This is a genomic window from Kitasatospora sp. NPDC006697, from assembly GCF_042869935.1.
GTDB lineage: Bacteria > Actinomycetota > Actinomycetes > Streptomycetales > Streptomycetaceae > Kitasatospora.
Genome location: NZ_JBIAGU010000038.1, coordinates 36239 through 61441 on the forward strand (window position 1 = coordinate 36239; position 25203 = coordinate 61441).

General features: G+C 70.9%; 22 protein-coding genes. 9 read left to right on the plus strand and 13 right to left on the minus strand.

Annotated elements, in window-relative coordinates; translation table 11 throughout:
- Positions 1 to 416 precede the first annotated feature (416 nt).
- Both ACFYNO_RS35940 and ACFYNO_RS35945 read left to right on the plus strand, forming a co-directional pair.
- Complete coding sequence (locus ACFYNO_RS35940; RefSeq protein ID WP_388021766.1) at positions 417 to 1472, plus strand: cytochrome P450; 1056 nt, start codon at positions 417 to 419, stop codon at positions 1470 to 1472.
- Positions 1473 to 1819: 347 nt separating this feature from the next.
- Positions 1820 to 3625, plus strand: a complete 1806-nt coding sequence (locus tag ACFYNO_RS35945) for an alkyl/aryl-sulfatase (RefSeq protein ID WP_388021767.1) — start codon at positions 1820 to 1822, stop codon at positions 3623 to 3625.
- Positions 3626 to 3666: 41 nt separating this feature from the next.
- Here ACFYNO_RS35945 and ACFYNO_RS35950 read toward each other — a convergent pair whose 3' ends face one another.
- Together ACFYNO_RS35950 and ACFYNO_RS35955 are read right to left on the minus strand one after the other, a co-directional pair.
- On the minus strand, positions 3667 to 3945 hold the full coding sequence (locus tag ACFYNO_RS35950) for a hypothetical protein (protein WP_388021769.1): 279 nt from the start codon (positions 3943 to 3945) through the stop codon (positions 3667 to 3669).
- 584 nt (positions 3946 to 4529) lie between these two features.
- Positions 4530 to 5906 carry an alpha-amylase family protein gene (locus ACFYNO_RS35955; protein ID WP_388021850.1) on the minus strand — a complete coding sequence of 459 codons (1377 nt, stop codon included), beginning with the start codon at positions 5904 to 5906 and terminating at the stop codon, positions 4530 to 4532.
- Between the two features lie 704 nt (positions 5907 to 6610).
- On the opposite strand from ACFYNO_RS35955, the gene ACFYNO_RS35960 reads away from it, so the two are divergent.
- The 5 genes from ACFYNO_RS35960 (at position 6611) to ACFYNO_RS35980 (ending at position 11169) form a co-directional block, all read left to right on the plus strand.
- On the plus strand, positions 6611 to 7459 hold the full coding sequence (locus ACFYNO_RS35960) for an SAM hydroxide adenosyltransferase (protein ID WP_388021771.1): 849 nt from the start codon (positions 6611 to 6613) through the stop codon (positions 7457 to 7459).
- A 270-nt stretch (positions 7460 to 7729) separates the two neighbouring features.
- Entirely contained in the window at positions 7730 to 8572 is an 843-nt protein-coding gene (locus ACFYNO_RS35965) for an ABC transporter substrate-binding protein (protein ID WP_388021773.1), read from the plus strand.
- A 13-nt stretch (positions 8573 to 8585) separates the two neighbouring features.
- Positions 8586 to 9506 (plus strand): amino acid ABC transporter permease, encoded by a 921-nt coding sequence (locus ACFYNO_RS35970; protein ID WP_388021775.1) that lies wholly within the window; start codon positions 8586 to 8588, stop codon positions 9504 to 9506.
- Positions 9503 to 10246 carry an amino acid ABC transporter ATP-binding protein gene (locus ACFYNO_RS35975; protein WP_388021777.1) on the plus strand — a complete coding sequence of 248 codons (744 nt, stop codon included), beginning with the start codon at positions 9503 to 9505 and terminating at the stop codon, positions 10244 to 10246. The genes ACFYNO_RS35970 and ACFYNO_RS35975 overlap by 4 nt, the downstream gene beginning before the upstream one ends.
- A 434-nt stretch (positions 10247 to 10680) precedes the next feature.
- On the plus strand, positions 10681 to 11169 hold the full coding sequence (locus ACFYNO_RS35980) for a transposase (RefSeq protein ID WP_388021852.1): 489 nt from the start codon (positions 10681 to 10683) through the stop codon (positions 11167 to 11169).
- Between the two features lie 10 nt (positions 11170 to 11179).
- Here the strand turns inward: ACFYNO_RS35980 and ACFYNO_RS35985 are convergent, their stop codons facing one another.
- From ACFYNO_RS35985 to ACFYNO_RS36015, 7 genes are all read right to left on the minus strand, one after another.
- The gene (locus tag ACFYNO_RS35985) at positions 11180 to 11362 is read right to left on the minus strand and encodes a transposase (protein WP_388021779.1); all 183 of its coding nucleotides are present in this window, start codon (positions 11360 to 11362) and stop codon (positions 11180 to 11182) included.
- Between the two features lie 111 nt (positions 11363 to 11473).
- Positions 11474 to 13198, minus strand: coding sequence for a SulP family inorganic anion transporter (locus tag ACFYNO_RS35990; protein WP_388021780.1), 1725 nt, complete (start codon positions 13196 to 13198; stop codon positions 11474 to 11476).
- Positions 13195 to 13866, minus strand: coding sequence for a GAP family protein (locus ACFYNO_RS35995; protein ID WP_388021782.1), 672 nt, complete (start codon positions 13864 to 13866; stop codon positions 13195 to 13197). The genes ACFYNO_RS35990 and ACFYNO_RS35995 overlap by 4 nt, the downstream gene beginning before the upstream one ends.
- 117 nt (positions 13867 to 13983) lie before the next feature.
- Complete coding sequence (locus tag ACFYNO_RS36000; RefSeq protein WP_388021783.1) at positions 13984 to 15300, minus strand: DUF1254 domain-containing protein; 1317 nt, start codon at positions 15298 to 15300, stop codon at positions 13984 to 13986.
- A 108-nt stretch (positions 15301 to 15408) separates the two neighbouring features.
- On the minus strand, positions 15409 to 16803 hold the full coding sequence (locus tag ACFYNO_RS36005; RefSeq protein ID WP_388021785.1) for a DUF1254 domain-containing protein: 1395 nt from the start codon (positions 16801 to 16803) through the stop codon (positions 15409 to 15411).
- 326 nt (positions 16804 to 17129) lie between these two features.
- On the minus strand, positions 17130 to 17714 hold the full coding sequence (locus tag ACFYNO_RS36010; RefSeq protein ID WP_388021787.1) for a hypothetical protein: 585 nt from the start codon (positions 17712 to 17714) through the stop codon (positions 17130 to 17132).
- A 1447-nt stretch (positions 17715 to 19161) separates the two neighbouring features.
- Positions 19162 to 19797 carry a TetR/AcrR family transcriptional regulator gene (locus ACFYNO_RS36015; protein WP_388021789.1) on the minus strand — a complete coding sequence of 212 codons (636 nt, stop codon included), beginning with the start codon at positions 19795 to 19797 and terminating at the stop codon, positions 19162 to 19164.
- Between the two features lie 130 nt (positions 19798 to 19927).
- Between ACFYNO_RS36015 and ACFYNO_RS36020 the strand changes: the two genes are divergently transcribed.
- On the plus strand, positions 19928 to 20518 hold the full coding sequence (locus ACFYNO_RS36020) for a hypothetical protein (protein WP_388021790.1): 591 nt from the start codon (positions 19928 to 19930) through the stop codon (positions 20516 to 20518).
- A 254-nt stretch (positions 20519 to 20772) separates the two neighbouring features.
- Here ACFYNO_RS36020 and ACFYNO_RS36025 read toward each other — a convergent pair whose 3' ends face one another.
- Positions 20773 to 21360: a TetR/AcrR family transcriptional regulator gene (locus tag ACFYNO_RS36025; protein ID WP_388021792.1), complete on the minus strand. Its 588-nt coding sequence runs from the start codon at positions 21358 to 21360 to the stop codon at positions 20773 to 20775.
- 85 nt (positions 21361 to 21445) lie between these two features.
- Between ACFYNO_RS36025 and ACFYNO_RS36030 the strand changes: the two genes are divergently transcribed.
- Entirely contained in the window at positions 21446 to 22345 is a 900-nt protein-coding gene (locus ACFYNO_RS36030; protein WP_388021794.1) for an alpha/beta fold hydrolase, read from the plus strand.
- Between the two features lie 389 nt (positions 22346 to 22734).
- Here the strand turns inward: ACFYNO_RS36030 and ACFYNO_RS36035 are convergent, their stop codons facing one another.
- The 3 genes from ACFYNO_RS36035 to ACFYNO_RS36045 all read right to left on the minus strand — a co-directional run bounded on the left by ACFYNO_RS36035 (position 22735) and on the right by ACFYNO_RS36045 (position 25098).
- Positions 22735 to 23277 (minus strand): hypothetical protein, encoded by a 543-nt coding sequence (locus tag ACFYNO_RS36035; protein ID WP_388021796.1) that lies wholly within the window; start codon positions 23275 to 23277, stop codon positions 22735 to 22737.
- 153 nt (positions 23278 to 23430) lie between these two features.
- Positions 23431 to 23892 (minus strand): PPOX class F420-dependent oxidoreductase, encoded by a 462-nt coding sequence (locus ACFYNO_RS36040; protein WP_388021797.1) that lies wholly within the window; start codon positions 23890 to 23892, stop codon positions 23431 to 23433.
- Between the two features lie 1002 nt (positions 23893 to 24894).
- Positions 24895 to 25098 (minus strand): hypothetical protein, encoded by a 204-nt coding sequence (locus ACFYNO_RS36045; protein ID WP_388021799.1) that lies wholly within the window; start codon positions 25096 to 25098, stop codon positions 24895 to 24897.
- Positions 25099 to 25203 lie beyond the last annotated feature (105 nt).

The window sequence follows — 25203 nt, forward strand, 5'->3', positions numbered from 1 at the left end:
ATGGCCTCATGGCGCTATTCGGGTCCACGCCGGTCGTGCTGGTCGGCTCGGACCGGGCCGCGAGGCACATCACTCCCCGAGGACCCGAGGACCCGAGGCGTCCAGGGCCATCCGGACAACAACGGTCACGAACACCCCGTCGTCCCGACCTGGCGAGTCGCGTTGCTGGCGGGCCTCGTCACGTCGTATCCGTACCAGTCCGAGGCGGCCGGATCCTTCGCCGTCCGCCACGTCACCGAAGCCCCCGATCCCACACCGGACTCCTTTTGATGCGATCAACAGCACATCGAGCACATCGAGCACATCGGCACGAGAGCAGACTCCTGTGGGCCAGCCGACCGGGCCTGTGGGCGCTGACCGAAATCGCCGCGACACCTCGGTTCGGGCCGCTGCGGCGGGTGCCGCGGGTCGGCTGGGTGGCGAGCGAGCCGACGCTCATCCGGGCCGTACTGAATGATCACGAGCACTTCACCCTGCTCGGCGAGGGCGGTGTGGGTCACCTGTGGGAACAGATCCTCGGCCCGTACGTCTCCCGCCTCTTCGACGGAGCCGGCCACGCGGACCTGCGCCGGCGAGCCCGGGATCTGTTCACCGAGGAGAACTCGGCGGCGCTGGTCGAACGGGCCGCCGGGACGGTCTACGCCGACCTCGCCGAGCGCCTCGCGGCCGGCGCGACGGTCGACATCGCCGCGGCGGCCAGGCTGGCCGTCGGGCGCTTGATCAGTGACCTGCTGGGTCTTCAACTCTCGCCGGGCAGTCCGGACTCGACCTGCCTGGAGACCTTCGCCGCCGGGGTACGGCTGGCCGCGCTGGCCCGCGACTCGGCCGTCTCGACCGAGCTGTCACCGGAACGGGTCGCCACGGCCCGCCGGATCCTCAGAACCCTGACCCGCGGCGTCCCGGCAGCGTTCGCCGGCGCCGGCACGGACACCCTCCTCGGTCGGTGCCGCGAGGCGGGGCTCACGCTGGAGGAGGCCGGCGGACTCGCCTCGCTGCTGCTCGTCGCGGGCACCCAGACCGCTGCCAGTGCCATGGCGCGGACCATCGCGCTGCTCCATGACACCGGTCAGCAGGAATCGCTCCTCGCGGCACCGGAGCTGATCCACGACGCGGTCCGCGAGGGACTGCGGGTGGCCACGCCCGCGCCGGTGATCGGACGGCACGTCAGCGCCGATGTGACGCTGGCCGGGCGCCGGCTGCACAGGGGCGAGCGGATCCTGCTCATGACCTACGCCGCCGACAACGCGGCGGGCGGGTTCGATCTGGCGCGCCCGTACGACCCACGCACGCGCCAGCTGTGGTTCGGCGCGGGCCGGCACCTGTGCCTGGGTGCGCCTGTGGCGCGGGCGGAGGTCGCCCGGATGGTCGCGGCGGTCTGTGAGGCCCGTCGCCCGTACCGGATCGTCTCGCGCAGCTATGCCAGGAAGGTGATGATCCCGTCCTACGCCTCACTTGTCGTCGCCCTGGCCTGAAGCCGAGCAGGCTGGGGTCGTGGTCCTCGACCTGACGGCTGGTTTCCGCTTCGGCGTCTGCTTCGCTTGAACGGCGGATCGGCCTCTCGCGGGTGGAGCAGACCGTCACCTCGGCCCACCGACATGACTGCCCAGGTCACTGCGCTCAAGGCCGCAGGCGTCAACGCAATAGTCCGCCGCCTGTGCGAACAAGGACCTGACCCGCGTCGGCATCATCGCGGCACTGCGCGGCCTCACCGCCTTCGACGACGGGATCATCGGTCCGAATGGCGTACGCGCGGTGGGGGTTCCGCCCGACTGAACGGAGGATGGCTCGCGAGCCCCCACGCCCCACGCAAGGAGACGACGTGACCACTCCCGACCTCGCCGACCGTACCGACTTCGAGAACGCCGACCGGGGATTCCTGGCCCCGCCGGAGCACGAGAAGATCACCACCGCCGACGGCCGGGTCGCCTGGGACTTCAGCGACACCGCGTTCCTGGAGGGCGACTGCCCCCGGACCGTCAACCCGAGCCTGTGGCGGCAGTCGCAGCTCTGCGCCCGGGCCGGGCTGTACCAGGTCACTGACGGCGTGTTCCAGATCCGTGGCTTCGACCTGTCGAACATGACCCTCATCGAGGGTGACACCGGCGTGATCGCCGTCGATCCGCTGATCTCCGCGGAGTGCGCGGCCGCGGGTCTGGCGCTCTACCGGAGGGTGCGCGGCGACCGGCCGGTGACCGGTGTGATCTACACGCACTCGCACATCGACCACTTCGGCGGCATCCGCGGAGTGCTGGAGGAAGGCTCGACCGCACCGATCCTGGCGCCGGAGGGCTTCATGGCCGAGTCGGTGGCGGAGAACGTCTACGCCGGCACCGCGATGCTGCGGCGCGGCAGCTACTACGGCGCACTGGGGATGCGGCGCGGACCGGAGGCGCTGGTCAGCATGGGACTTGGCTTCACCGGGTCGGGCGGCACCCAGGACCTGGTCCCGCCGACGAAGTCGATCACGACCACGGGGGAGGAGGCCACTGTCGACGGAGTCCGCTTCGTCTTCCAGATGACGCCAGGCACCGAAGCGCCCTCCGAGATGAACTTCCTGCTCCCCGACCACCGGGCGCTGTGCATGGCGGAGAACGCCACCCACACCCTGCACAACATCCTCACCCTGCGCGGCGCCCTGGTCCGTGACGCGCACGTGTGGTCGCACTACCTGGGCGAGGCACTGGGGCTCTTCGCAGACCAGGCCGAGGTCGTCTTCGCCTCGCACCACTGGCCCACTTGGGGCGCCGAGAACATTCGCTCCTTCCTGGCCCTCCAGCGCGACCTCTACGCGTACCTGCACGACCAGACGCTGCGGCTGATGAACAAGGGCTATGTCGGCGCCGAGATCGCCGAGATGATCGAGATGCCGCCGGCGCTGCAGGCCGCGTGGCACACCCACGGCTACTACGGCTCGGTCAGCCACAATGTGAAGGCGGTCTACCAGCGCTATCTGGGCTGGTACTCCGGCCACCCGGCCGACCTGTGGGAGCACCCGCCGGTCGAGACGGCCAAGCGCTACGTCGACTGCATGGGCGGGGTGGACCAGGTCCTTTCCAAGGCCCGCGCCTACGCCGTCGACGGCGACCTGCGCTTCGCAGCGCAGTTGCTCAAGCACGCGGTCTTTGCCGCGCCGGAGAGCACCGAGGCGAAGAGCCGACTTGCCGACGTCTTCGAACAGCTCGGCTTCGGCGCCGAGAACGGCACCTGGCGCAACTGCTACCTGGTCGGCGCGCACGAGCTGCGCCACGGCGTCATCCCGACCGGGATCCACGCCTCCAGCCTGATGGGCGCCTTGACGGTCCCGCAGTTCTTCGACTCGCTCGCCATCCGCGTCGACGGCCCCAAGGCATGGGACCTGCGGATCGTCACGGACTGGCACTTCACCGACCTGGACGAGCGCTACCGGCTCACCCTGACCAACGGCGTGCTCTCATACACCGCCCTCGCCACTGCGGGGGCCAACACCCCCGACGCGACCTTCACCCTCACCAAGCCGCAGTTCATGACGATGCTGGCCGGCCGCGGCCTGGACGGCGTGACGGTCACCGGCGACGCCGAGGTGCTCACGGCGCTCATGGGCGTCCTCGACGAACCCGACCCGAACTTCCCCGTCGTCACCCGCTGACGCGCCGCGACCGATGGGCCCCGACCGGCGGCTGGGGCCCCTCACTGCTCCGGTTGGCGCGGCTGGGCGAGGAGGTCGGCCTCCTGTCGAGCCTGCAGTATCTCCAGGCCGAACTTGAGCGGGACTGCTCGCAGGACTTGTGGATCCTCACAGGACGGCCGCATCAACGTGAGTCGGGCCAGTTCCTGTACGGCGTTCCAGATCTCGTCCGGGCGGCAGTCGAGTCGGTCAGCAAGATCGCGGGAATTGAACCGCGGGCTCTGGAGCAGGGCGCGATACACCTGCTCCACGATCGGGGCGACTCCGAATGATTCCAGCATGAGCACCCTCTCCGTCTCTACGGGCGGGAATGGAGGGAAGGCTGCCACATGGCGGGGTGCAGTGCAGCGTGGTGGCTTCACCGAGACTGTCACCTGGGCCTGCTCGGTGACCCCGTGGACGGCAGTGGGCACCGGGGTCCACGGACGCCCCTGTCACCCAGAGCGGCGGCGGCCTGTCCTGGACAGGCGAGGGAGGCTCTGCCGAACTGACCCTGACCGCGTTCAGCTGCGACACCAACGGCAAGGTCAACAGCGCCAGCTTCCTGGTGATCCTCTCCGCCCTCGACGGAACACGACTCCAGTCAAGCCGATCCACACCGCTCCGACCGTCGACGCGGCCCGGCCCACTACTGGAGGCCGACCGCGAACGCCCCGGCACCGCCGAACACCTCGCGGCCCTGCCCGGCGTCCTTCCGTGCCCCAGTAGTCGTGGTGGCCGGGTCGGCGAGAGCGCAGGTCGGCGCGGGCAGCGGCTCGAAGCGGCCCCGGGGGCTCCGACCCGCGACAGCCGTCCCCGCCACGGCCGGGGGCCCCGAGGTGATCCGCAGCCTCGGGGCCCCGCCGTACTCACTGCCTGTGCGACGTCAGTTGCCCGCTCCCACGTAGAGGGCGACGGCATCGCCCGCGCCGATGGTGGCGGTGAAAGTGCCGTCGGACGCCACGGTGTAGCGCGGCCCGCTGCACCCGCCGCCGCTGCTCGGGTCGCCGTGCTGGACGTCGCAGTAGCTGCCGGCCGGCAGCGAGGTCTGGAACGTCTGCGTGATCGGCCCGGACTCGTGGTTGATGGCCACATAGCCCTTGCTGCCGCGGCCGAATGCGATCGCGTTGTTGCCGTTGGACCACCAGTTGGTCACCGCGGTGCCGTTGACGGCGTTGCGGAAGCCGACCATGTTGGCGATCTGCCGCCACTCGTGCTGGCACTTCCAGCCGTCCTGGTAGCACGCCGTGACGGCGCCGCCGTTGGGCGGGCCGGCGTCGATGTCGGTGAACTCGTAGCCGGAGTACACGTTCGGCGACCCGTAGGGCCACGCCAGCAGGTAGACGTTGGCGAGGGTGTAGGTGTTGCCGTACTTGTAGTTGAGCGTGGACCCGTTCCGTTCGGTGTCCCAGTTGTCGGTGAACGTACGGGAGTTGGCGCTGGGCAGGTAGCCGGCGCCCCAGGAGTCGTTCCAGTTGTTCAGGTAGGCCAGCTTCTCGCTGCTGAAGATGCGCTTCAGGTCGTAGGCGCCCATGAAGGCGTCCACGTCGCCGGTGCCGGTGTACTCGCCCGGCTGAACGGCCTCGCCGCTGCCGTAGATGACCTCCTGCGCCCAGTAGATGCCCGGGTTGGTCAACTTGGCCTTGATGGCCGAGAGATCGGTGGCCGCGATGTGCTTGGCCGCGTCGATGCGGAAGCCGTCGACGCCCTTGGCGATCAGGCTGTTGAGGTACGCGGCGATGGTGGAGCGGACGTAGTCGCTGCCGGTGTCCAGGTCCGCGAGGCCGGACAGCTCGCAGTTCTGCACGTTCGAACGGTCGGCGTAGTTGCTGATGTTGCTGCGGCAGGAGTGGAAGTCCTGGTCCTGGTAGTAGCCCGGGTAGTTGTACTTGGTGTACACCGTCCCGCCGGTGCCCGTCCCGGAGCCGGCACTCATGTGGTTGACGACGGCGTCGGCGACGACCTTGACGCCCGCGGCGTGGCAGGCGTTGACCATGTTCGAGAACGCCGTGGCGTCGCCCAGCCGTCCGGCGATCTTGTAGCTGACCGGCTGGTACGAGGTCCACCACTGGCTGCCCTGGATGTGCTCCTGGGGCGGTGACACCTCGACGTAGCCGTAGCCCTTCGGGCCGAGGAAGTTGGTGCACTCCTTGGCCACCGAGGCGTAGGACCACTCGAAGAGCGTGACGGTGACGGTCTTGGTGCCGGGTGTGGTCGCCCCGGCGGTCGAGGGGGCGGAGAGCAGGCCGGCGCCGGCCGTCAGAGCGGCGAGGGCCGCGGCGGTGACGCGTCGGCCTGACCGGAGCGGAGCGCGGTGTCCGCGCGGCGCGGAACCGGGGCTGTCGAGATGGTGCACGGTGTCTCCTGTGGGGGCGGGAGCGCTGCAGGGCGGTGGAGGGGGGTCCGGGCGTGCTGTGGGGGCAGCCGGAACCGACGCCCGGCAGGGAGGTGGTGGGGAGGGGGTGGGGAGGGCATGGCATGGCATGCCGGGGGAGCCGCGCCTTGCTGCAAACTCTATGAAACTTGCTGGAAACTTTCTGCCGCCGACCGTAGGGGCGGCGATGAGCGGCCGTCAAGAGTCGTGCAATCCGGAGCCGAAACGGTTCGCCGGCTTGCCCAGCGAGGTCGAACGCAAGCCGAGCGCCCGCGCGCCGTGAGCGGTCAGTCGGAGGGGCCGCTGTCCACGGAATGGTCAGGGTGAGCCGGGCGCAGGACCGCGGTGGTACCGTCCCACTCATGCAGCACACTGCCGCCCTCGCCATGATGCGAATGATGCCCCGAATGTCGGAGGCGCTTCGCTAGCGAAGCCGTGTGCGCGCAGGACGCGACGGACCCTCCGGCAACGGGGGGTCCGTTTTTCGTTCGCCCCCGTCACCTCCCTGGTTCGCCGCTCCGCCGCCCCGCCCGTCCCCAGCCGTTCCCGCGCTGCCCCGCGCAGTCGCCTCCATCCACAGGGAGAACACCGCCATGACCCGTCCCCCGGTCATCTCGCTCACCGACTGTGCCGACCCCAACGCGGTGGCCCGGCAGTCGGCGAGGATCGCCGCCCTCTTCGGGGCCACGCCGACCCTCCTGCCGCTGACCGGGCCGGACCCGGAGGGCGTCGCCGCGCTCACGCTGCTCGACCTGCTGCGGTCCACCGAGCTCACCGGCGAGCCGGTCCACCCGATCGTCGTGCTGGTCAACATCGCGCCCAGGGACGGCTCCTGGCCCAACGGAGCGCCGTTCTGCTACTTCCGCCACAAGAAGCACCTGGTGATCAGCACCCTGAACCCGCGGGTCCTCGCGCCGCTGTCGGCCTACCTGGAGTTGGCGGAGGTCCAGGTCACCGACGTGCGCGAGGTGCTGGAGGCGGCCACCGCCCAGTGGGCCGAGCTGACGCGGGACCAGGTGGAGGAGATCACCCGGACCCAGTTCCGCAGCCTGTGGTACGTGCCGTTGCTGGCCCGCTGGCTGGTCGACCGCCGTCCCGTCCCGGCCCGGCCGCACCCCCTCGTCGAGGCCGACCGGCCGGCGGCGGGTGGCGCGGTGCGGGTCGCGGTGGTGGACAACTTCGGCAACTGCAAGCTGGACCGCCCGGTCGCCGCCATTCCCGGCCACCGCGGCGCGGCCGGCCTGGCCGTCCACAGCGCCCGCGACGGCCGCCGGATCCAGGTGCGCTGTTACGACCGCCTGCCCGACGTGCCGTACGGCGAGCCGGGCATCACCACCGGGAGCTCGGGCGTCGGTTTCGCCGAACTGGTCGTGCGGGGTGGGTCCGCGGCCGAACTGTTCGGCCTGCGCGAAGGCGACCACGTCCTCGCTGTCACGGGTTGACGCTTTACCGGCGTCTCGAATGACGGCCACCGCGATTGACATCGCACCGCACTGCCCGGAATGCTGACCCGCATGTCCGGAATCCCCTGCTTGGTACGCCGTCGGCACGTTGACCACGTGCGCTGCGCCGCCGACCTGTGTCGCTGAGCGCGCTGCCCCACCTCTCTTCTCACGTACCGTCTCATTTCGGACAGCTTTTCCAGAGGAACTCCCGTGCCCCTTTCCCGCTCCTCCATTTCGCGTTCGTCCATTTCGCGTTCGTCCCTCGCCGTGTCGCTCGGTGCGGCCGTGGTGCTGGCGGCGTCCGCCTGCGCTCCGCAGCCCCAGAGCACGGCCAAGGCCGGCGCCTCGGACACCGGCAACTGCGCGACCAGCCCGAGCCTGCACCAGCAGGGGCAGCTGACCATCGCCACCGACTCGCCGGCCTACGCGCCGTGGTTCGACAACAACGACCCGTCCGATGGCAAGGGCTTCGAAAGCGCCGTGGCCTACGCGGTGGCGGGCAAGCTCGGCTTCGGCCCGGACAAGGTGAAGTGGGTGGTCGAACCGTTCGACAACTCCTACGCCCCGGGGCCGAAGAACTTCGACTTCGACATCAACCAGATCTCCGCCACCCCGGAGCGGGCGAAGGCGGTGGACTTCTCCACCACCTACTACACGGCCAACCAGGCCGTCCTGGTGCTGGACAAGTCCAAGTACGCGGGCGCCACCTCGCTGGCGGCGCTCAAGGACGCCAGGATCGGCGTGCAGGTGGCCACCACCAGCTACCAGGCGGCGCTCGACGAGATCAAGCCCAGCCAGCAGCCGAGCGTCTTCAACACCACCGACGACGAGGTCAACGCCCTGCAGAACGGCCAGATCGACGCGCTCGTCACCGACCTGCCGACGGTGTTCTACCTGGCCAACGCCCAGGTTCAGGGCGGCAAGATCCTGGGCCAGTTCAACTACGACCACGGCACGCCCGAGCAGTTCGGCCTGCTGCTTGGCAAGGACAGTGGGCTGACCGCGTGCGTCAACCAGGCGCTGGCCGCGCTCAAGACCGACGGCACGCTGGACAAGCTCACCACCACGTGGCTGTCGGCTTCGGCCAACGCCCCCGAACTCAAGCCGTAGCAGGGGCCGCACGATGAAGGACGCGACCACGGTCGAGGCGGGCGAACCGGACCGGCAGGCCGACCCGCAGGCCGCCCCGCAGGACGAGCAGTACCGGCCCAGCGAACGGCAACGCGAGCGGGAGCGGTTCCGCCGCGCCCGCCAGCGCCGCAACCGGTGGATCGCCACCCTGTGCACGCTGGCCGGCCTGGTCGCGGTGGCGGCGGCCGTGGTCGCCTCGCCCGGCTGGGACCGGCTGCACAGCCGCTTCCTGGACGGCGCGGAGTTCCGCAGGACCTTCCCCGCCGTCCTGGACGGTTTCTGGCTCAACGTCCAGATGTTCCTGATCGCCGAGGTGCTGATCCTCGTCCTGGGCCTGCTGCTCGCCCTGGTCCGGATCACCCGGGCGCCCGGCCTGCAGCCGCTGCGCCTGGCCGCGACCCTCTTCGTGGACGTGTTCCGGGGAGTGCCGACCCTGCTGCTGGTCTTCCTGGTCGGCTTCGGCCTGCCGGCCCTCCAGTTGCAGGGCACCCCCTCCCAGCCCTGGGTGCTCGGGGTCATCGCACTGGTGCTCTCCTACGCCGCCTACGTCGGCGAGGTGCTGCGGGCGGGCCTGAACTCGGTCCACCCCGCCCAGCGCAGCGCCGCGCGGGCGCTCGGGCTCAGCGAGTGGCAGACCCTGCGCCGGGTGATCCTCCCGCAGGCGGTGCGCAACGTCCTGCCGCCCCTGCTCAACGACTTCATCGCCCTGCAGAAGGACACCGCGCTGGTGGCCGTCCTCGGGCCGCTGGAGGCGCTGCGGGCCGCGCAGATCAAGTCGAGCTACGACTTCAACTACACCCCCTACCTGGGGGCGGCGGTCCTCTTCATCGCGGTGACCATCCCGCTGACCAGGTACGCCGACCGACTGCAGCGCCGCGCGGCGCAGCGCACCTGGGCGGAGGCCGGCCGGTGAACGAGCCACTGCTGCGGATCCGCCAGTTGCGCAAGGCCCACGGCTCGCGCCTGGTGCTGCGCTCGATCGACCTGGATGTCGCCGAGCACCAGGTGGTCTGCCTGATCGGTGGATCCGGTTCGGGCAAGTCCACCCTGCTCCGTTGCGTCGACCTGCTCGACACCGTCGACGACGGCACCATCCACCTGGGCGGGACCGAGCTGACCGACCCCCGCCTGGACGCGAACCTGGCCCGCCGCCGGATCGGCATCGTCTTCCAGGCGTACAACCTGTTCCCGCACCTGAGCGTGCTCGACAACATCACCCTCGCACCTCGCCAGGTGCACAAGGTGGCGCGCAAGCAGGCCGAGGAGTCGGCCCGCGAACTGCTCGCCAGGTTGGGCCTGGCGGACAAGGCTCACGACTACCCGGACCGGCTCTCCGGCGGCCAGCAGCAGCGGGCCGCGATCGCGCGGGCCCTGGCCACCGACCCGCAGGTGCTGCTCTTCGACGAGATCACCTCGGCGCTCGACCCCGAACTGGTGGGCGAAGTGCTGGACGTCGTCTCGGACCTGAAGGAGCGTGGCCTGACGATCCTGATGGCCACGCACGAGATGGGCTTCGCCCGCCAGGCCGCCGACCAGGTCTGCTTCCTCCAGGACGGCGTGATCCGTGAAAAGGGCACCGCGGAGCAGGTGCTCACCGAGCCCCGCCAGGAGTCGACCCGGCGGTTCCTCTCCCGCGTGCTGGAACGCTGGTAGCAGTCGGTCAGGTCGGTGCGGCGACCGCGGTGTCGAGGTGGCAGCTCGGGCAGGCGCCGGCCCGGAGCGGCCTCCACCAGGAGAACGGCCGGTGCGACCGAGCGAAGCCGGACGGTCTCGGCGTGGAGCCCGTCCGCGCGGTCGGCGGCTCCGGAAGCCGGCGGCGCGAGAGCGAACTCCGGCTCCGGATCCTGCCGCAGCGTCAGGTTCAGCGCGCGATTCCGCGGCGCCGGGCCCGCTGCCGGCAGGTGGGCCCGCAGTAGCGCACCGGGCGACCGGTGGACCGGACCGTGAGCGGCGCCCCGCACTCGTCGCAGCACGCGCTCGCATCGCGACCGTCACGCATCGCGCGGCCCGGGTGGGTCGCGGTGCCGCCTGTCGGCGCGCTGCCTGGAGAAGCTCGCCGCGTATCTGGACCAGGGCCCGGCCGCACACTGAAGGTCTCCGGCAACCGCTCCGGACGCGTCTCGGTCGCGGGGCTGATCGCCGTGCGACCCGGCTCCCGAACGCGGCTGTCCCACCGCATCCGGCGGCACACCGGCCGCAAGGGCGAGCGGAGGAGCCTGTCCGAGCGCGACTACATCGGCCTGATCGACGGCATCCACCACCTGGCCAAGGCGCCGATCGTGCTGGTCTGGGACCGCCTGAACACCCATGTCTCCCACGCGATGCGCGAGTTGGTCGCCGCCAGGAACTGGCTGACCGTCTACATCCTGCCCGCATACGCGCCGGACCTGAACCCCGTGGAGTGGCTCTGGGCGCACGTCAAGCTCAGCCTGGCCAACCTCTCCTCAGTCGCCGTCGACCGCCTCGAAGCCCTCGTCCGCAACCGGCTCAAACGACTCCGGTACCGCCCCGACATCCTCGACGGCTTCCTCGCCGGCACCGGCCTGTCCCTGGACCTGCCACCACCATCACCCTGAAACGCCGAAGTCAGTAGGTGGTCGTCCCGCTCGCCTCGCCGGCGTCGGCCTCGGCCTGGCGGACCCAGGACCGCAGGGCCTCCTTATGGATGCCCAGGTCGCGGGCGACGTGGGCCACCGGGCGGCCGCTCGAGCGGACCTCGCGCACGGCGCGTTCACGGAGTTCATCGGGGTACTTGCGTGGTGCTGGCACTGCTCGTGGTTCTCCTTACGCCTGGATCGTAACAAACCCAGACATCAGGGACTCCACGAAGATCAGTACAGCTCAGTTGAGGACTCGCGGCGGTGGTTGAGGTCGGCGTCTTTACGGCTGGGGGGTCGGGCCCTGCTCGCCGGTGTCAGGGCGGGGCCGGGGTCGGCTGCCGGGGCGGGTGCTGAGCCAGGAGCCGGCGTCGTGCAGAGCGGATTCGAGCGGGCCGAAGAGGACGCCGGTGGCGGGCATGATGCCGCCGGGGCCGAGGTCGTCGGCGAGTCCGGTGTCGGTGGCGATCTTCGCGAGCGGGGGTTGGACTCCGGCAAGGATCAGTCGGCCGCCTGCTTGGTGGAGTTCTTCGGCCTTGCGGCGCAGGAGCTTGATCATGGCGGAGGAGGGGACGTCGGGGAGGTTGCGCACCACGAGGATCAGGACGGCGTTCGGTGCGGGGGCGGGCCAGTCGCGTTCGATGCGGGGCAGTTCGGCGAAGAGGCTGACGCCGTTGTAGTCCAGGACGGTGACCTGTCCGGGGCTGAGGCGGGTGGGCGGGACGGCGGTTGTCCAGTGGCCGTCGCCCACGGGTTGCAGGGCGAGCAGGCGTCCTTGGCGGGCGGCCTGGGCGCAGTACAGGAGCAGGGACAGGACGGCGCCGAGGATGATCGCCTGTTGGAGGGGCAGTTGGGTGGTGGCGAGGAAGGTCAGGGCCATCGCGGTGGTGGACAGGGGGGAGGTCTTCAGGACGAGACGGATGTCGGGGATCTTGCCGGTGATGAGTTCGGCGCCCACGACGATGATCAGTCCGCCGATGACCGGCATCGGGATGTGCTCGGCCAGGGGCGCGAGGGTCAGGACGATCGCGGCGAGCCACAGGCCGGAGAAGATCCCGGCCCAGCGGGTGCGGGCCCCGGCGGAGACGGCGACGCCGGTGCGGGAGAGGGAGCCGCCGACCGGCAGGGACTGGAACAGGCCGCCCGCCACGTTGGCAAGGCCCTGGGCGGTGAAGTCCCGGTTGGCGTCGGACTTGGAGCCGTCGGGGTTGGGAACGGTGGGCGAGATGCCCGCGGCCTGGGCCAGGGCGACCAGTGCGATGGAGACCGCGCCGCCGATCAGGTGGGGGAAGGCCGACCACTGCGGGGCGGTGAGGTGCGGGAGCGCGGAGGGGATGTCGGCGATGCCCTTGACCAGTTCCACGTCGGTGCCGAGCAGCGCCACGGCGATGCTGACGGCCGCCATGGCGATCAGCAGCGCGACCGTCCTGAGCCGTTTCACCGCGTGGGCGATCGCCCACACGCCGATGGTGGCGGCCGCGGTCAGGGTGTCGGCGAGCTGCCAGGAGCCGACGTGGACCATCCAGTCGGCCAGTTGCGTCAGCTTGTTGTGGCCGTGCGGTTTGTAGCCGGTGGCGTCATTGAGGACGCCGGTGACGATCTGCACCGCGATGCCGACGGAGAACCCGGTCATCACCGCGTTGGAGACGAAGGACAGCACCACGCCGAGCCGCAGCACGCCCATCAGGAGCATCACCAGGCCGGTCATCACGGCGAGCATGGCGATGTTGCCGCTGCTCGCGGGGTCGAGTCCGGCGTCGGCCAGGACGCTCTGCGCGGTGAGCGAGATGGCGCTGGTGAGGGTGGTGACCATCAGTACGGTGCGGGCGGTGAGGGAGCCGACGATGGCGGGCACGACGCCGGAGAACAGGCCGGCGACCGGGTTGAACCCGGCGATCGCGGCGTACGCCATGCCCTCCGGGATGGAGAACAGGCCGGTCACGAGCCCGGCTGTGACGTCGGCGGGTTTCGGCCCCGCGAGCCGTGGAAGCCGGGGCGTGCGGTTCATCCGGACAGGGCGGAGACGGCGTCCCCGACGTACTTGGCGCCGAGGACCACCAGGACCACGGTCATGATCGCGCTGTTGTGGAAGGACATCCACGCCTTCCACTCGCCCAGCACCTTCGCGGACCTCTGCCCGCCGAGGAGGTAGACGCCGAGCGGGAGCAGGGTGCACAGCGAGCCGATCAGCACCATCAGCACGGCCGCCACCGCCTTGCCGCCTGCTGAGGCGGTGCTGGTGGAGATGGTGACGGCGCCGCCGACGGCGAGGACGAGGTTCTTCGGGTTCGCGGCGACCAGGGCCGCGGCGAGGCCGGCCGATTTGGCGGGGGTGAAGGTGTCGATGGCCCGCATCCATTTCGGCGGTTCGGCGACCTGGCCTTCGCGCGGGTGGCCGTGCCACTGCTTGGCGCCCAGGAGGAGGAACAGCACGCCGAGGGCGAGCTTGAGCCAGTACGACCAGGTCGGTTTGTCCGCGCCGGTGTCGATGTTGGATCCGGCCAGCACCACCACGGTGGTCACCGCGGCCAGGGTCGCCGTCCAGCCCGCGGTGAAGGCCGTGCCGTTCGCCTTCCCCTTCGGGGTGGAGAGCATCAGGATCACTGCGATCAGCGGTAGCGGACTGATGGCGATGCCGACCGCGGAGGCCAGCATCGAACCGATCGCCTCACCCACGGGTGCCTCCTCGTCTCATTGGTGTACCGGGGCGGGCGTACGGGTCGAGACCGCGGTGCCGACAGTGGAGGGGCCCGCTCGGGTCCGGCCACGCGGCCCCGGCCGTGGTACCGGGGTTCAGATGCGGACGGCCAGTTGGGGCCGTTGCCAGCGGCCGTCGAGGACTTCGGGGGCCGGACCGTAGACCCGGATCGCGATGGTGAACGGGCCGTCGGGGGCGGGCAGCCAGTTGGCCGCCTGGGCGGGGTCGGCGGGGCGTTCGCGCTGGATGTGGAGGGTGAGCGAGCCGTCGTCGCCGTACACCAGGCCGGGGGTGCGGTCGCCGATCGAGTAGCGGTCGACGGGGTTGTCGACGAGCAGCCGCTCGGGCAGGCGGTACATGGTGGCCGACCAGAAGAAGCGGGCGGGCGGGAGCTCGCCGGGCGGGAAGTGCAGGACGTAGTCGCGCTTGCCGGCGTCGGGCGGCCGGTTGCCCTGGTCGTCGGCGAGCCAGCCCGCGTACCAGGCTTCCTCGGCGGGCAGCCCGTACAGGCCCTTGTCGACGCCGACCGCGCGGGTCAGGTAGTCGCTGCCGTGCTGGGCGCGGGTGCCGAACCAGCCGGTGGAGTCCTGGGCCCGGGAGGCGGCCCCGGTGAGCGCGGCCCGGCCGTCCGCGATCCCCTGCCGCAGTTCCTCGCGGACCTGCTCGGCGAGGGCGGCGGGTTCGAAGTCGCCGCTGCCGATGCCGAGTTCGCCCAGGCGGGCGCGCAGGTCGGCGTCGGCGGGAAGGACCGGGAAGAAGCCGAGCAGGAAGTCCAGCAGGGTGAAGAACTCCAGGCTGTCGAGCGCCTCCTCCCGCCAGACGGGCCACTGCGGCTCGACCGCCCGCACCGGGTCGGTGCCGAGGTGCGCGCTGAGCGGCTTCAGCATGTACCGGGACTGGATCTTCTCCAGCTCCGGAACGTCGTCCGGGCCGCCGAGGTAGGTGCGGCCGAGGATGCCGACCAACTCGGTGTCGGCGCGCAGGACACCGTCGAAGCCGTCGGCCGCCACGTCCCGGTGCTGCGGTCCGGCGACCAGGTAGCGGCCGGCCTGCCGGCCGGTGGTGCGGGAGCCGATGAAGCCGACGTAGCTGGTGTCCAGGTCGTGGACGGGGATCACGTAGTAGCGGTCCATCGCCGGGACCTCGATCACCCAGGGCTCCGCCCGCAGGTCGAGCCAGGCCCAGGAGTAGGGGGTGTCGTTGTTGGGCGTCACCACGTCGGTGTTGGCCGCAGTGAAGGGGCGTGGGTAGTGCCGGAAGACGCCGAAGCCGCCGACGTGGCGGGGATCGGAGTCGTCGATGGCCTGCGGGTACATCGTCCGGTAGTTCTCCAGCAGCGGGTATCCCCAGATCCAGGCTTCGGCGGCGGTCTCTCGTACGGTCACCGGGCCGGTCGGGCTTCCACCGTCCATGTCGCACCCTCCCTCGAATAGCAATAAATGAGACATATCACGCCGATGGTTGCGACGTCGGTGGGGACGCGACGCCTCCCGGAGGTGTCGGGTCGGCGGGGCGGCGCTTCAGGAGGGGAGGATGTCGCCGAGCTTCCAGGTGCGGTCGAAGTACGATTCGAGCGGTCCGTAGAAGCGGAAGTAGCAGAACCAGTGCTTGCCCGGCAGGGTCTGCACCCAGTTCGACTCCCCGTCGGCGGGGGGTTCGGGGCCGAAGTGCAGGTCGACGGAGCCGTCCGCGTTCAAGCTCAGGTCGGGGTCGCGCGAGCCGCGGTCGCCGCGCTGCTGCGGGTTGTCGATCAGGCAGCGGGTCGCGGCGTCGTACACGGTGGCGGACCAGAAGAGCTTGGCGGGCACGTCGGCGGGCACGTGCAGGGTGTAGGTCCGGCCGCCGTCGAGCCACCGGCCGTCGGCGTCGGTGTAGCAGCCGAGGTAGGCCTGGCCCATGCCGGGGGTCCGGCTCTTCATCGCGGCGGAGAAGCTGACGGCCTCGTAGAACCAGGCCGCGCGTTCCAGGAGCTGGTCGTGGTGCTCGGCCCGCTGGTCGGAGCGGTCCAGCATCAACGCCAGGTCCCACTGCCGGTCGGGCCAGTAGCGCGAGCCGTCGAACCGCTTGGCGAAGGAGTTCGCCTGCGCCATCAGCTCCCCCGCCGCGCTCGCCCGGGTCAGGACGCGGGTCAGGCGCTCGTCCGGGGCGAAGGGTAGGCCCTTCTCGATGCCGAGCTGCTTGAGCATGGCGAGGAAGAAGCGGTCGCGTTCGTCGACGACCTCGTCCTGGTAGACGGCGTGCAGGCGCTGCCAGTACTCCAGCCCGCGCGGCTGGTCACCGGACCACGGGCGGCCCTGCGGCGAGACGATCCGGGTGGCGGGCGTGCTCTCGCGCTGTCCGTACGGGTAGAGCCGGACCGCGGCCACCAGTTCCTTCGAGCGGGCGGGGTCGGGGTCCAGGGTGCGGAACCCGAACATGATGTTGGTGCCGGTGGACGCCAGCACCCGCAGGCCCTCGGCGTCGGCCGGCGCCTGCTGCCCGGGGGCGAGGACCAGGTAGCGGCCGCCCTCGCCCCTGTCGGGTCCCATCTCGCCCATCGCCGCGATCTCGCGCTGCCAGAAGTCCGACACCCCGCCGGCCGTGGGCCCGGCGGGCAGCTCGATCACCAGCGGCCCGGTGACGGACAGGTCGACGAAGTTGAGGAGGTAGGGCGTGGTCGCGTTCGCGGTGATCAGGCCGAGCCGGTCGCGGTAGCTGACGTAGTGGACCAGGTCGAATGGCCCCGCCCCGAACACCTCCCGGTGCACCTTCTGCCACTGCGCGTACGACACCAGCGGCAGCGCCCACAGGTACGCCTGACAGGCCATCTGGTGGTCGAGCTCGTCGAAGACCAGGCCCAGGTCCGCCCGCTCGGGCAGCTCCCCGTCCATCCGCACCGCACCGAGCCCATCGGGAAGCCGCACGTCATCGCTCATGCCAAGACGCTACGAGCGATCCGCAGCGTCCGCATCCCGGCCCTGAGCGGGGCACGGTGCCGGGCAGGAGACGGCGTCAGGGGCCGAGGACGGCGACGAGGAGTCCGGGACCGGGATCGTTGCCGCCGCGGACGAAGCGACATGACCCTTGTCCAAGGCACAGCGGGGCGAACGAAGCGGAACGGCTCGGGCCCGGCCGGGCCGGGCCCGAACGCCTCGGGCCCGGCGGCGCGGACGGTCACTTCGCCTGGCGGCCCAGGGCTTCGAAGGCCGCGGTGGTGGTGTAGGTGCCGGTGGGCAGGTAGGGGCCCATGACGGTGCGTTCGTCACCGGGGACGCGGGTGTTCTGCACGGCGTGGCCGAAGGCTGCCGTCGGCCAGGTGCAGCGACGGCCGGGGCAGCCCGGCGCCGCCGGTGGCGTCGCGGCCCCGGTCGGGCAGGTAGACGCGGTAGAGCAGGGCGATCTCCCCCTGGCCCGGCACGTCGGCGTACAGGGTGTTGGCAGCGCGGGCGGCCGCATCGGCGGGGCGCTGCGCGCCCACCACGGTCGCCGTGTAGGAGCGGTGCGCCTCGCCCGCGCGGCGGGCGCCGGGCAGGTACGGATTGCTGGAGCCCGCGTCGGGAGCGGTGGAGACGTCGTTGAGGGCGTCGGTGGGGGCGTGGGTGGTGACGTCGTAGCTGTTCAGCGACTGGTAGCGGGCGTGCGCGTACTCGCCTTCGAAGGTCAGCGTCGCGCCGGCCGGCAGCGTGAACACCGCCGCCCAGTACGTCGCTCCGCTGTCGGGGTAGGCGTAGTTCTGCTCGCGGCTGGCCAGGCTCGGGGTGGGGCCGAACCAGAAGCAGTCGGCCGTGACCCGCCCCTGGTCGGTGCGGCCGCCGTGGGCGGCGGCGAGGGCTGGCGGAGCGAGCACGCGCGAGTGGTTCCTGCGCGCCGAACGCATCGACATGCGCGAACTCGCCACCGCCCTGCGCGTCGGCCGCACCACGCTGTACCGCTGGTTCGGCGACCGGCCAGCCCGAGAAGCGGACTGCCCGGCACGGCGCGCGTCCCGACCTCCATGCACCAGTGCTCGACGAACTCCCGGGCGTCGTCGCTCAAGGCGATTCCGACCAGGGCGTTCGCCGCTTCGCCCTCGTGCGAGCGGTCACGCAGGGCCCGCTCCAACGTCTCGACCACCACCTCGTGGGGCAGCGCGGGAGGGTTCTCGAAGCTCAGGTGAGAATGCATCCCGCGAGACTACGTGCCCCGCGCGATCCGCACTCGACCGGCAAGAACGAGGCGAACGTTGCCTGATGCGGCACTAGATCCTCACAGGCCAGATGCCCCGGAGCGGGCTTGCCAGGCAACGCCGGCACCCCGACGAGGAGGGCAGCACGGCATGCCGCCGGCACCGAGAGCGACGCCACAGGAACGGAGACCGTGAATACGTGCTGGAAGCCGTCGAACAGGGGGGCGGGCGGGGTCGCAGATCTTGGCCGAAAGGTGCTGTTCGACCATTGGTGTCGACACGTAGCGATCGGCAATCGGATTATTTTTCTGGGCTTTGAGGTGACGAATCGGTGGACAACCCGTTGTGGTCGACAGCCGCTGCGCGCCCGGGTCCTGCGGCCCGGGGCGACTGCGGCCACGCTATACCGGGCGTGCTCCGGCTGTCTCGGTCGACATCCGACGGGCCGTCACGGACCGGCCACCACAACAGCCCGTGAGTTGAAGGGTGGTTCGGATCGACTCGGCAGGTGGCCGCGGCCCCGGTGACCGGCCGGAGCGCCGGCCCGGTACGCCTCGGGCCTGTCCCGCCGGTGGCGAGCACGGGGCCTTCCTCGATGCCGGGTACGGCAAGCAGATCGCGCTGGTCGCCGGCCAGGTCGGTGAAGCCGGCGCGCTGCTCGCGCATCCATCGGCCCGGCTGCTCGCCTTCGAACACCGTTTCTACGGGCAGCGCGGGCCAGTCGGCCTGTCCCTCCAGGGCGAGCCACCACATGCGCGCGACGGCGTCGGCGCGCTGCCAGGTGGTCGACCGGGTAGGGCACCACCACCTGATGATCCCGGGCTGGCCGTACTCCTTCGTCGCCGCGCTGGAGAGCGGCCGCAAGAGCGGTCTCGATGTACACGGTGCAGGCCGTCCAGAGAGCGGCGGTCCATGCCGCGTATCGACGAGCGGCATGACCGGTCCAGCCGTTCGTGGTCTCGCGTTGCTTGGTGCCGTCCATGGTCCCCGTGGTGGAGTTTCGAAGTCCTTCGGGGGCTGACGCGGTGGCGAGTGTCTACCGACTGGGCTTTGAGTATGGCCATGGAGCAGCTGGGCGGTGGCGTGCTGCTGGCGCCGCTTGCAGTTGGGGTGCGGGTCCGGGGGCTCGCTAGGGGTTGCCGAGTTCCAGTCCGGTGATCATCGCTTGTACTCCGGCGCGGTACATCCGCTCGGCGGCTGCGGTGTCCTCGCCGGTGACGCCCCAGGTGGTGAGGGGTGCCCGCAGGACGTCGGTGAGTTCGAGGCCGACCAGGCCGTGCATCACGCACCAGAGGCAGTATGCGGCCCGGGTGGCGGCCGGGCCCTGGGTGCCCGAGCGACGCACCGCCCCGATCACCGGGGCGAAGGCCGCTTGGAGGACCTGGGCGTGCAGTCCGCCGGTCGGCTCGAAGTCCGGCAGCGGGCGGCTGAACATGAAGAGGTAGCGCTGTGGTCCGTCCAGGGCGAAGTCGCGGTAGGCGTAGGCGAGTTCCCGCAGGTCGTTGATCGGATCGTCGGTGGTGGGGACGGTGCCCAGGGCCTGGGTGAGCAGTTGGAAGCTGCGTTGGTACAGCGCCTCCAGCAGCCCCGCGCGTCCGCCGAAGCGGCTGTAGACGCCCATGGTCGAGGAGGCGGCCTCCTCGGCGACCCGGCGCACGCTGAGCTCGCCGACGCCGTGCGCGGCCAGTACCCGCAGGGCGGCGTCGACCAGCCGCTCCGCCAGTTCCGCGTTCGCTGTGCTGTCGGCTGTGGCGCCGCGTGCCATGGGTGTGCTCCTCCTCTTGTTCCGGTCGGGCCGCATCAACCCTAGTGGAGGCACTAGTGGAGGCCCTGGTGGCTGCTCGGGAAGACTGCTATAACGGTCGTAATAACAGGTGCTATATGGAGGAGGGGCTTTGCCCACGACCGCACCCGCGACCCAGCCCACCACGTCGCCCGCCACGCTCTACCGACTCTCGGCCGTCGCCGGGTTCCTGTGCGCGCTGATCCTGCTGATCAACGCCGGACGCCGTGGCGGCGTGATCGCCAACTCCGACCTCACGCACGTGATCGCCCCGCTCGGGGAGGTCTTCGGCCTCGTCGTGATCAGCGGCCTCTACTTCCGCCAGCGCGGCCGGGGAGGTCGGCTCGGGCTGGTCGGCTACGCGATGAACTTCGTCGGCATGGCCGGCCTGATCGGCGCCGAGTTCATCCTCAACCTGATCTTCCCGGCCCTGCCCGCAGCCCAGGTCACCGCGCTGCTCGCAGGGCCGACCGGGGCGGTCTTCAAGGTGGCCTCGCTGCTCTTCCTGGTCGGCGCCGCGCTGTTCGCCGCAGCCCTGTGGCGGGTCGCGCTCCTGCCGCGCCCCGCTGTCCTGCTCTATGCCCTCGGCTGCGTCCCGATCGGTCTGCGGGGTGTCCTGCCGGCCCTCACCCTCCCGATCGGCCTCGCGGGGGTCTCCGCAGCCCTGGTCTGGCTCTCCGTCGAACTCCTGCGGGAGAAGTGATCCGGGGCCGGTGCGGGGCGTCGGCCGGACCGACGTCCCGCACCGGCCCGACCATCGCGTCACAAGGAGACGGGCTCCACACGCTGTTCGACCGGCCCCGCCGTCCTCGAAGGGACGGCCTCCTTCCTCGTGCCCGTCACCCCTGCCGTGCCCGTCGTACACCGCAATGCGCTGCGCCTTGGGTTCGCGTCCGGTGTCGGGGAGATCGCTACAGCCCACCACGGAGCGATCCACGCCACCGAACCGGAGCGAACTCAGCTTGAGCTCAGCGCCCGCGCGAGCGCGTCGACGGTCACACCGACGATCGCCCGGAGTTGCTCCGGGCTCGACCCGGCCCGACCCATCACCGCGAGAGACTGGTTGACGGCCGCTACGTGGACGGCGAAGTCCTCGGCGTTCTCGTCGGACAGTCCGCCGGCCTTCAGTGCGGTGCGCAGGCGCGGGCGCTGTCGGCCGAACAACTCTCTGACGCGCTCCGCGACGCTCGGGCTCAGCGCCGGACTCGCCATGACCGACTGGGCCATCAGGCATCCGTCGGGCACGGCGGGGTCGGCGATGCGCCCCAGGGTGACATCGAAGAACGCGCGGACGGCGGCGACGGGGTCCTCGGCCGCGCACGAGAGGGCGGCGTCGAACTGGTCGCCGTAGCGGGTGGCGTAGCGATCCAGGCAGCGGAGGAAGAGCGCGTCCTTGTCGCCGAGCGAGGAGTAGATCGAGCTGCGGTTCAGGCCGGTCGCCCGGGACAGGTCGTCGAGCGAGGTGTCGGCGTAGCCGGAGCGCCAGAACTGGATCATCGCGGCGTCCAGCACCGTGTCCATGTCGAACTGCTTCTTGCCTGCCATGCGGCCCATCCTCTCATCTTGGACCGATCAGTTCAAGATGTGCTAGCGTCGAATCACGGTCCACGCGCCTCGATGGAGGATTCCCATGACCAATCCCGTCCCCGCCCTGCCCCTGCACGACCTGGCCGGATTCACGCACCGCTGGGTCGACGCCGACGGCGTCCGCCTGCACGCCGTCGAAGGCGGCCGGCCGGACGGACCGGCCGTCGTCCTGCTCACCGGTTTCCCGCAGACGTGGTGGGCCTGGCGAAAGGTCATGCCTGCCCTTGCCGACCGGTTCCGGGTCATAGCGATCGACCGGCCGGGCCAAGGCAATTCCGAGCATCCGGAGCTCAGCTACGACACGCACACGGTCGCCGCGCACATCCAGGCCGCCGTGAACGCCCTTGGCGTGGGGGACTACTGGCTCGCCGGGCACGACATCGGCGCCTGGGTCGCCTTCTCCCTCGCCCTGAACCACGAGAGCCGACTGCACGGGGTGGCACTGCTCGACGCCGGAATTCCCGGCATCACCATGCCGGAGGCGATCCCCCTCGACCCCACTGTGGCGTTCAAGACCTGGCACTTCGCGTTCCACGTGGTGCCCGATCTTCCCGAGACGCTGATCGCCGGCCGCGAGCGGGAGTACGTCAGCTGGTTCCTGAAGACCAAGTCCCTCGCGCCCGACGCGTTCGAGGAGGAAGAGCTCGACCACTACGGCGCGGCCCTCGCCCTCGACGGCGGCCTGCGCACCGGGCTCGCCTCCTACCGCGACGCCGCCGAGTCCGCGCGCAAGAACCGCGCGGCACTCGAGCAACGGCGACTGACCGTGCCCGTGCTCGGAATCTCCAGCAGCCACGGCTCGATCCCGGACATGGCGGCCTCCATCAGCCCGTGGGCCGAGAACGTGACCGGCATCATCGTGCCCGACGCCGGCCACTACATCCCCGAGGAGCAGCCCGAGGCGGTCGCCGCCGCCCTCATCGACTTCTTCAGCGGCCGTTAGCGCTCTCTAGCAGGAGGGCGAGCCCCTTTCCCTCGGGGGCTCGTCGGCTACGGGCCCGCCCAGGCTGCCCACGGAGGTGCGTGCCGTGAACCGCCCGTCGCCTCGCTTGTGCAGCCGGCTCGGGGTGGCGAGCTTGGTCATCTTCGCCGATGCCGGAGCGACAGCCGGCATCGGCCCGGGCCCGTTCGGCCTGGCGGTTCAACACTCTGCTCTGCCTTCGCCAGCTCGTGCCGCTCGGCCTGCCTTCTGAAGTGGACGCCCAACTCCTCGGCGAGAGAGTCCAGTTCGCCCCGGCGGGCGGTGACCCGCTGTCGCTCCTGCATCCCCCGCCCGTCGGCGCCTGGGCTGGGCCGAACAGCCCCGCCTCGCGAACCTGGCCGCCCTGCGGCCTACGGCTGCTCCCGCCGGCGGGCGACGAGCTCCTTGCCCGCCTGCTCGGTGGCCGCCTTCGCCCAGGCAGCGGCGTCGCGCAGCCCTTCCATCCGCTCGGCGGCGTCCTCCGCACGCCGTTCGGCGAACCGCGCCCGCTCCAGGGCGGCCCGGGCCTGCTCCGCCTTCGCCCCGGCCCGCTCCTCCTCCTGCTGTGCGCCGGCCAGGTCCTGTTCGGCCTCGTGCACCGCCCGCCGGGCAGCGTTGGCCTGATCACGCAGGTCGTCGCGGCACTGCTCCAGCTGCGCCAAATCCCGCTGGCGCTGCTGCGCCTGCCCGCTGGTGGCGGTGCTGCGCTTGGAGCGCGGTGAGGCGGCGGCCCGGAGCAGTACCGCGCGTTCTTCCAGGGCCGCGTCGAGGAGTTCGCGCTGCTGACCGTCGAGGCCGGCGCCCTGGCCCGGCTGATGCTGGTGCCGTCGATGGACCTGAGCGGGGACGCGGCGGCCACCGGCCGGTACCGCACAGCCGTCGGCACTGTCATCGGTACCGGACGGATCTCGCACGCCGACCTGGCAATTGCGCTGCTGGACGAGATCGAGACCCCTGATGCCGGCTCACCGGCCCGGTGCGGCCCGCCCTTCGCAGAGGCCGCCTGCGTAGGGCGGGCCGCACCGGCGAACGACGCACCTGACAGTCGCCGGCCCCGGCTACCGGTCCTACACCACGCGGGCCGGGAAGCCGCCGGTTGCGATCGGCCCCCAGCGGCGCGGGGTGATCCGGATCAGTGACTTGCCCTGCCGGTGCATCGCCGCACGGTACTCGTCCCAGTCGGGGTGCTCGCCCGAGATGTTCCGGAAGTACTCCACCAGCGGCTCCAGGGCCTGCGGCATGTCCAGCACCTCGGCCTCGCCGTCCACCTGCACCCAGGGGCCGTTCCAGTCGTCGGAGAGCACGACCACGCTCACGACCGGGTCGCGCCGGGCGTTGTGGGTCTTCGCCCGTTCCGGGTAGGTGGAGACGACGATGCGGCCGTCGTCATCCACACCGCAGGTCAGCGGGGAGGCCTGCGGGCTGCCGTCGGCACGGCGGGTGAGCAGCAGCGCCCGGTGGCGCGGTCGGACGAAGTCCAGCAGTCCAGCCAGGTCCACCCGGGTGTTGGTGGCGATCGAAGGAGTCATGGCCACCAGCCTAGGACGTGGCCGCCGGACGGCCCGTCACGGGCCGTCGGCCCGGCCGCCCGCGCGAGTCCGCGCGAGCAGCCCGGCCGACGACGCGGGTGGCACTCCTCGCCTACCACCAGGGCGTGCAGTCCAGCAGGGGCTGGGCGCATGCCTGCGCCTTCTCCGTCGAATCGTCGGGGACCATCGGCGTCCAGCCGGAGCTGGTCCTCATGTAGACCTCGTCTTGGTGGTAGGCGTCGCTTGGTTTCAGAAGCCGTTGTCTTTCCGATGGTGATGGGTGCGTTCCCGCTGGTCAGGCATGGTGTCGGTGTCTCGGTGGCAGAGACGGGGTGTTGTGTCGTCTCTTCGGTCAGGTGCCGGATGCCGTCAGTGATGGGGCTGCTGGAGGAGCGCGAGCGGGCTGCTCGGCAGCGAGTGGAGGTTCTGCAGGCCGAGTTGCAGGAGGCCGAGGCCGCGTGGGAGGGGTTCGTGATCGCCCGTCAGACGGTGGCCGAAGTTCTGGCGGAACCGCCTGTGGGCGAGGTGGCCCCGTCGGCCGGGGTGGCCGGTGACCGGGGTGCGCGGGTCGCCGGGGCGGTGCCCGGATCGGTGGTGCCGGTCTGGAGGGAGGGTCTCGATCCGGGTGCGTTGCGCCGGACTGCCAGCGGCTCGTGGAGGTCCTTGCGCTGCTGTCAGTGCCAACCTGGGCAGATGCAGAGGCCGATCAGGCAGTCGGTGGCGATGTCGTTGCCTTGATCAACTTGGCCGAAGCGCTATCCGCCCTCCTGCCCACCCCGCGCCACCGTCTGCTCGGCTGGTGCGATACCGGGGACACTCCGCAGCCGAAGGGCCATCGGCCGCTGCTCCAGTTGGAGGCAGAAGCCGGCACCAACTGGGGCGAGATCGTCAACGTCTCCTTCTGGATCCGCGACGAGGACCTGCGGGCCGGGGACCTCAGCAACGTCCGCCGGTCCTACGAGGTCGCGTGATCCTTCGCAGGCATGCGTCGTCTGCCTCATGTCAGCAAGCGCCGCATTCTCGTGAGCGGTCGGCGAGGCCGATGAGCGGCAGCAAGGTCGCCCCCGCAGGGAGACTGATCTGACGCGGAGTCGGCCCCGCAGGCGTCGGAACGTCGGTGAGTCGTCCGAGGAGTCGATCGAGTGCGGCCTGGCCGTCGTCGACAGCGGCGCGCTCGTCGTCGGTCAGCGGGATGCCGACCAACATGTTCTGCAGGTTGTCCTTGGCCTCCAGGAGCTGGCCCTTGCTGGAGGCCAGGCCGGCGTCACGGTTGCTGGCGGTGGCGGCCGCGCGGGCGGGTGGCCGGGCTTC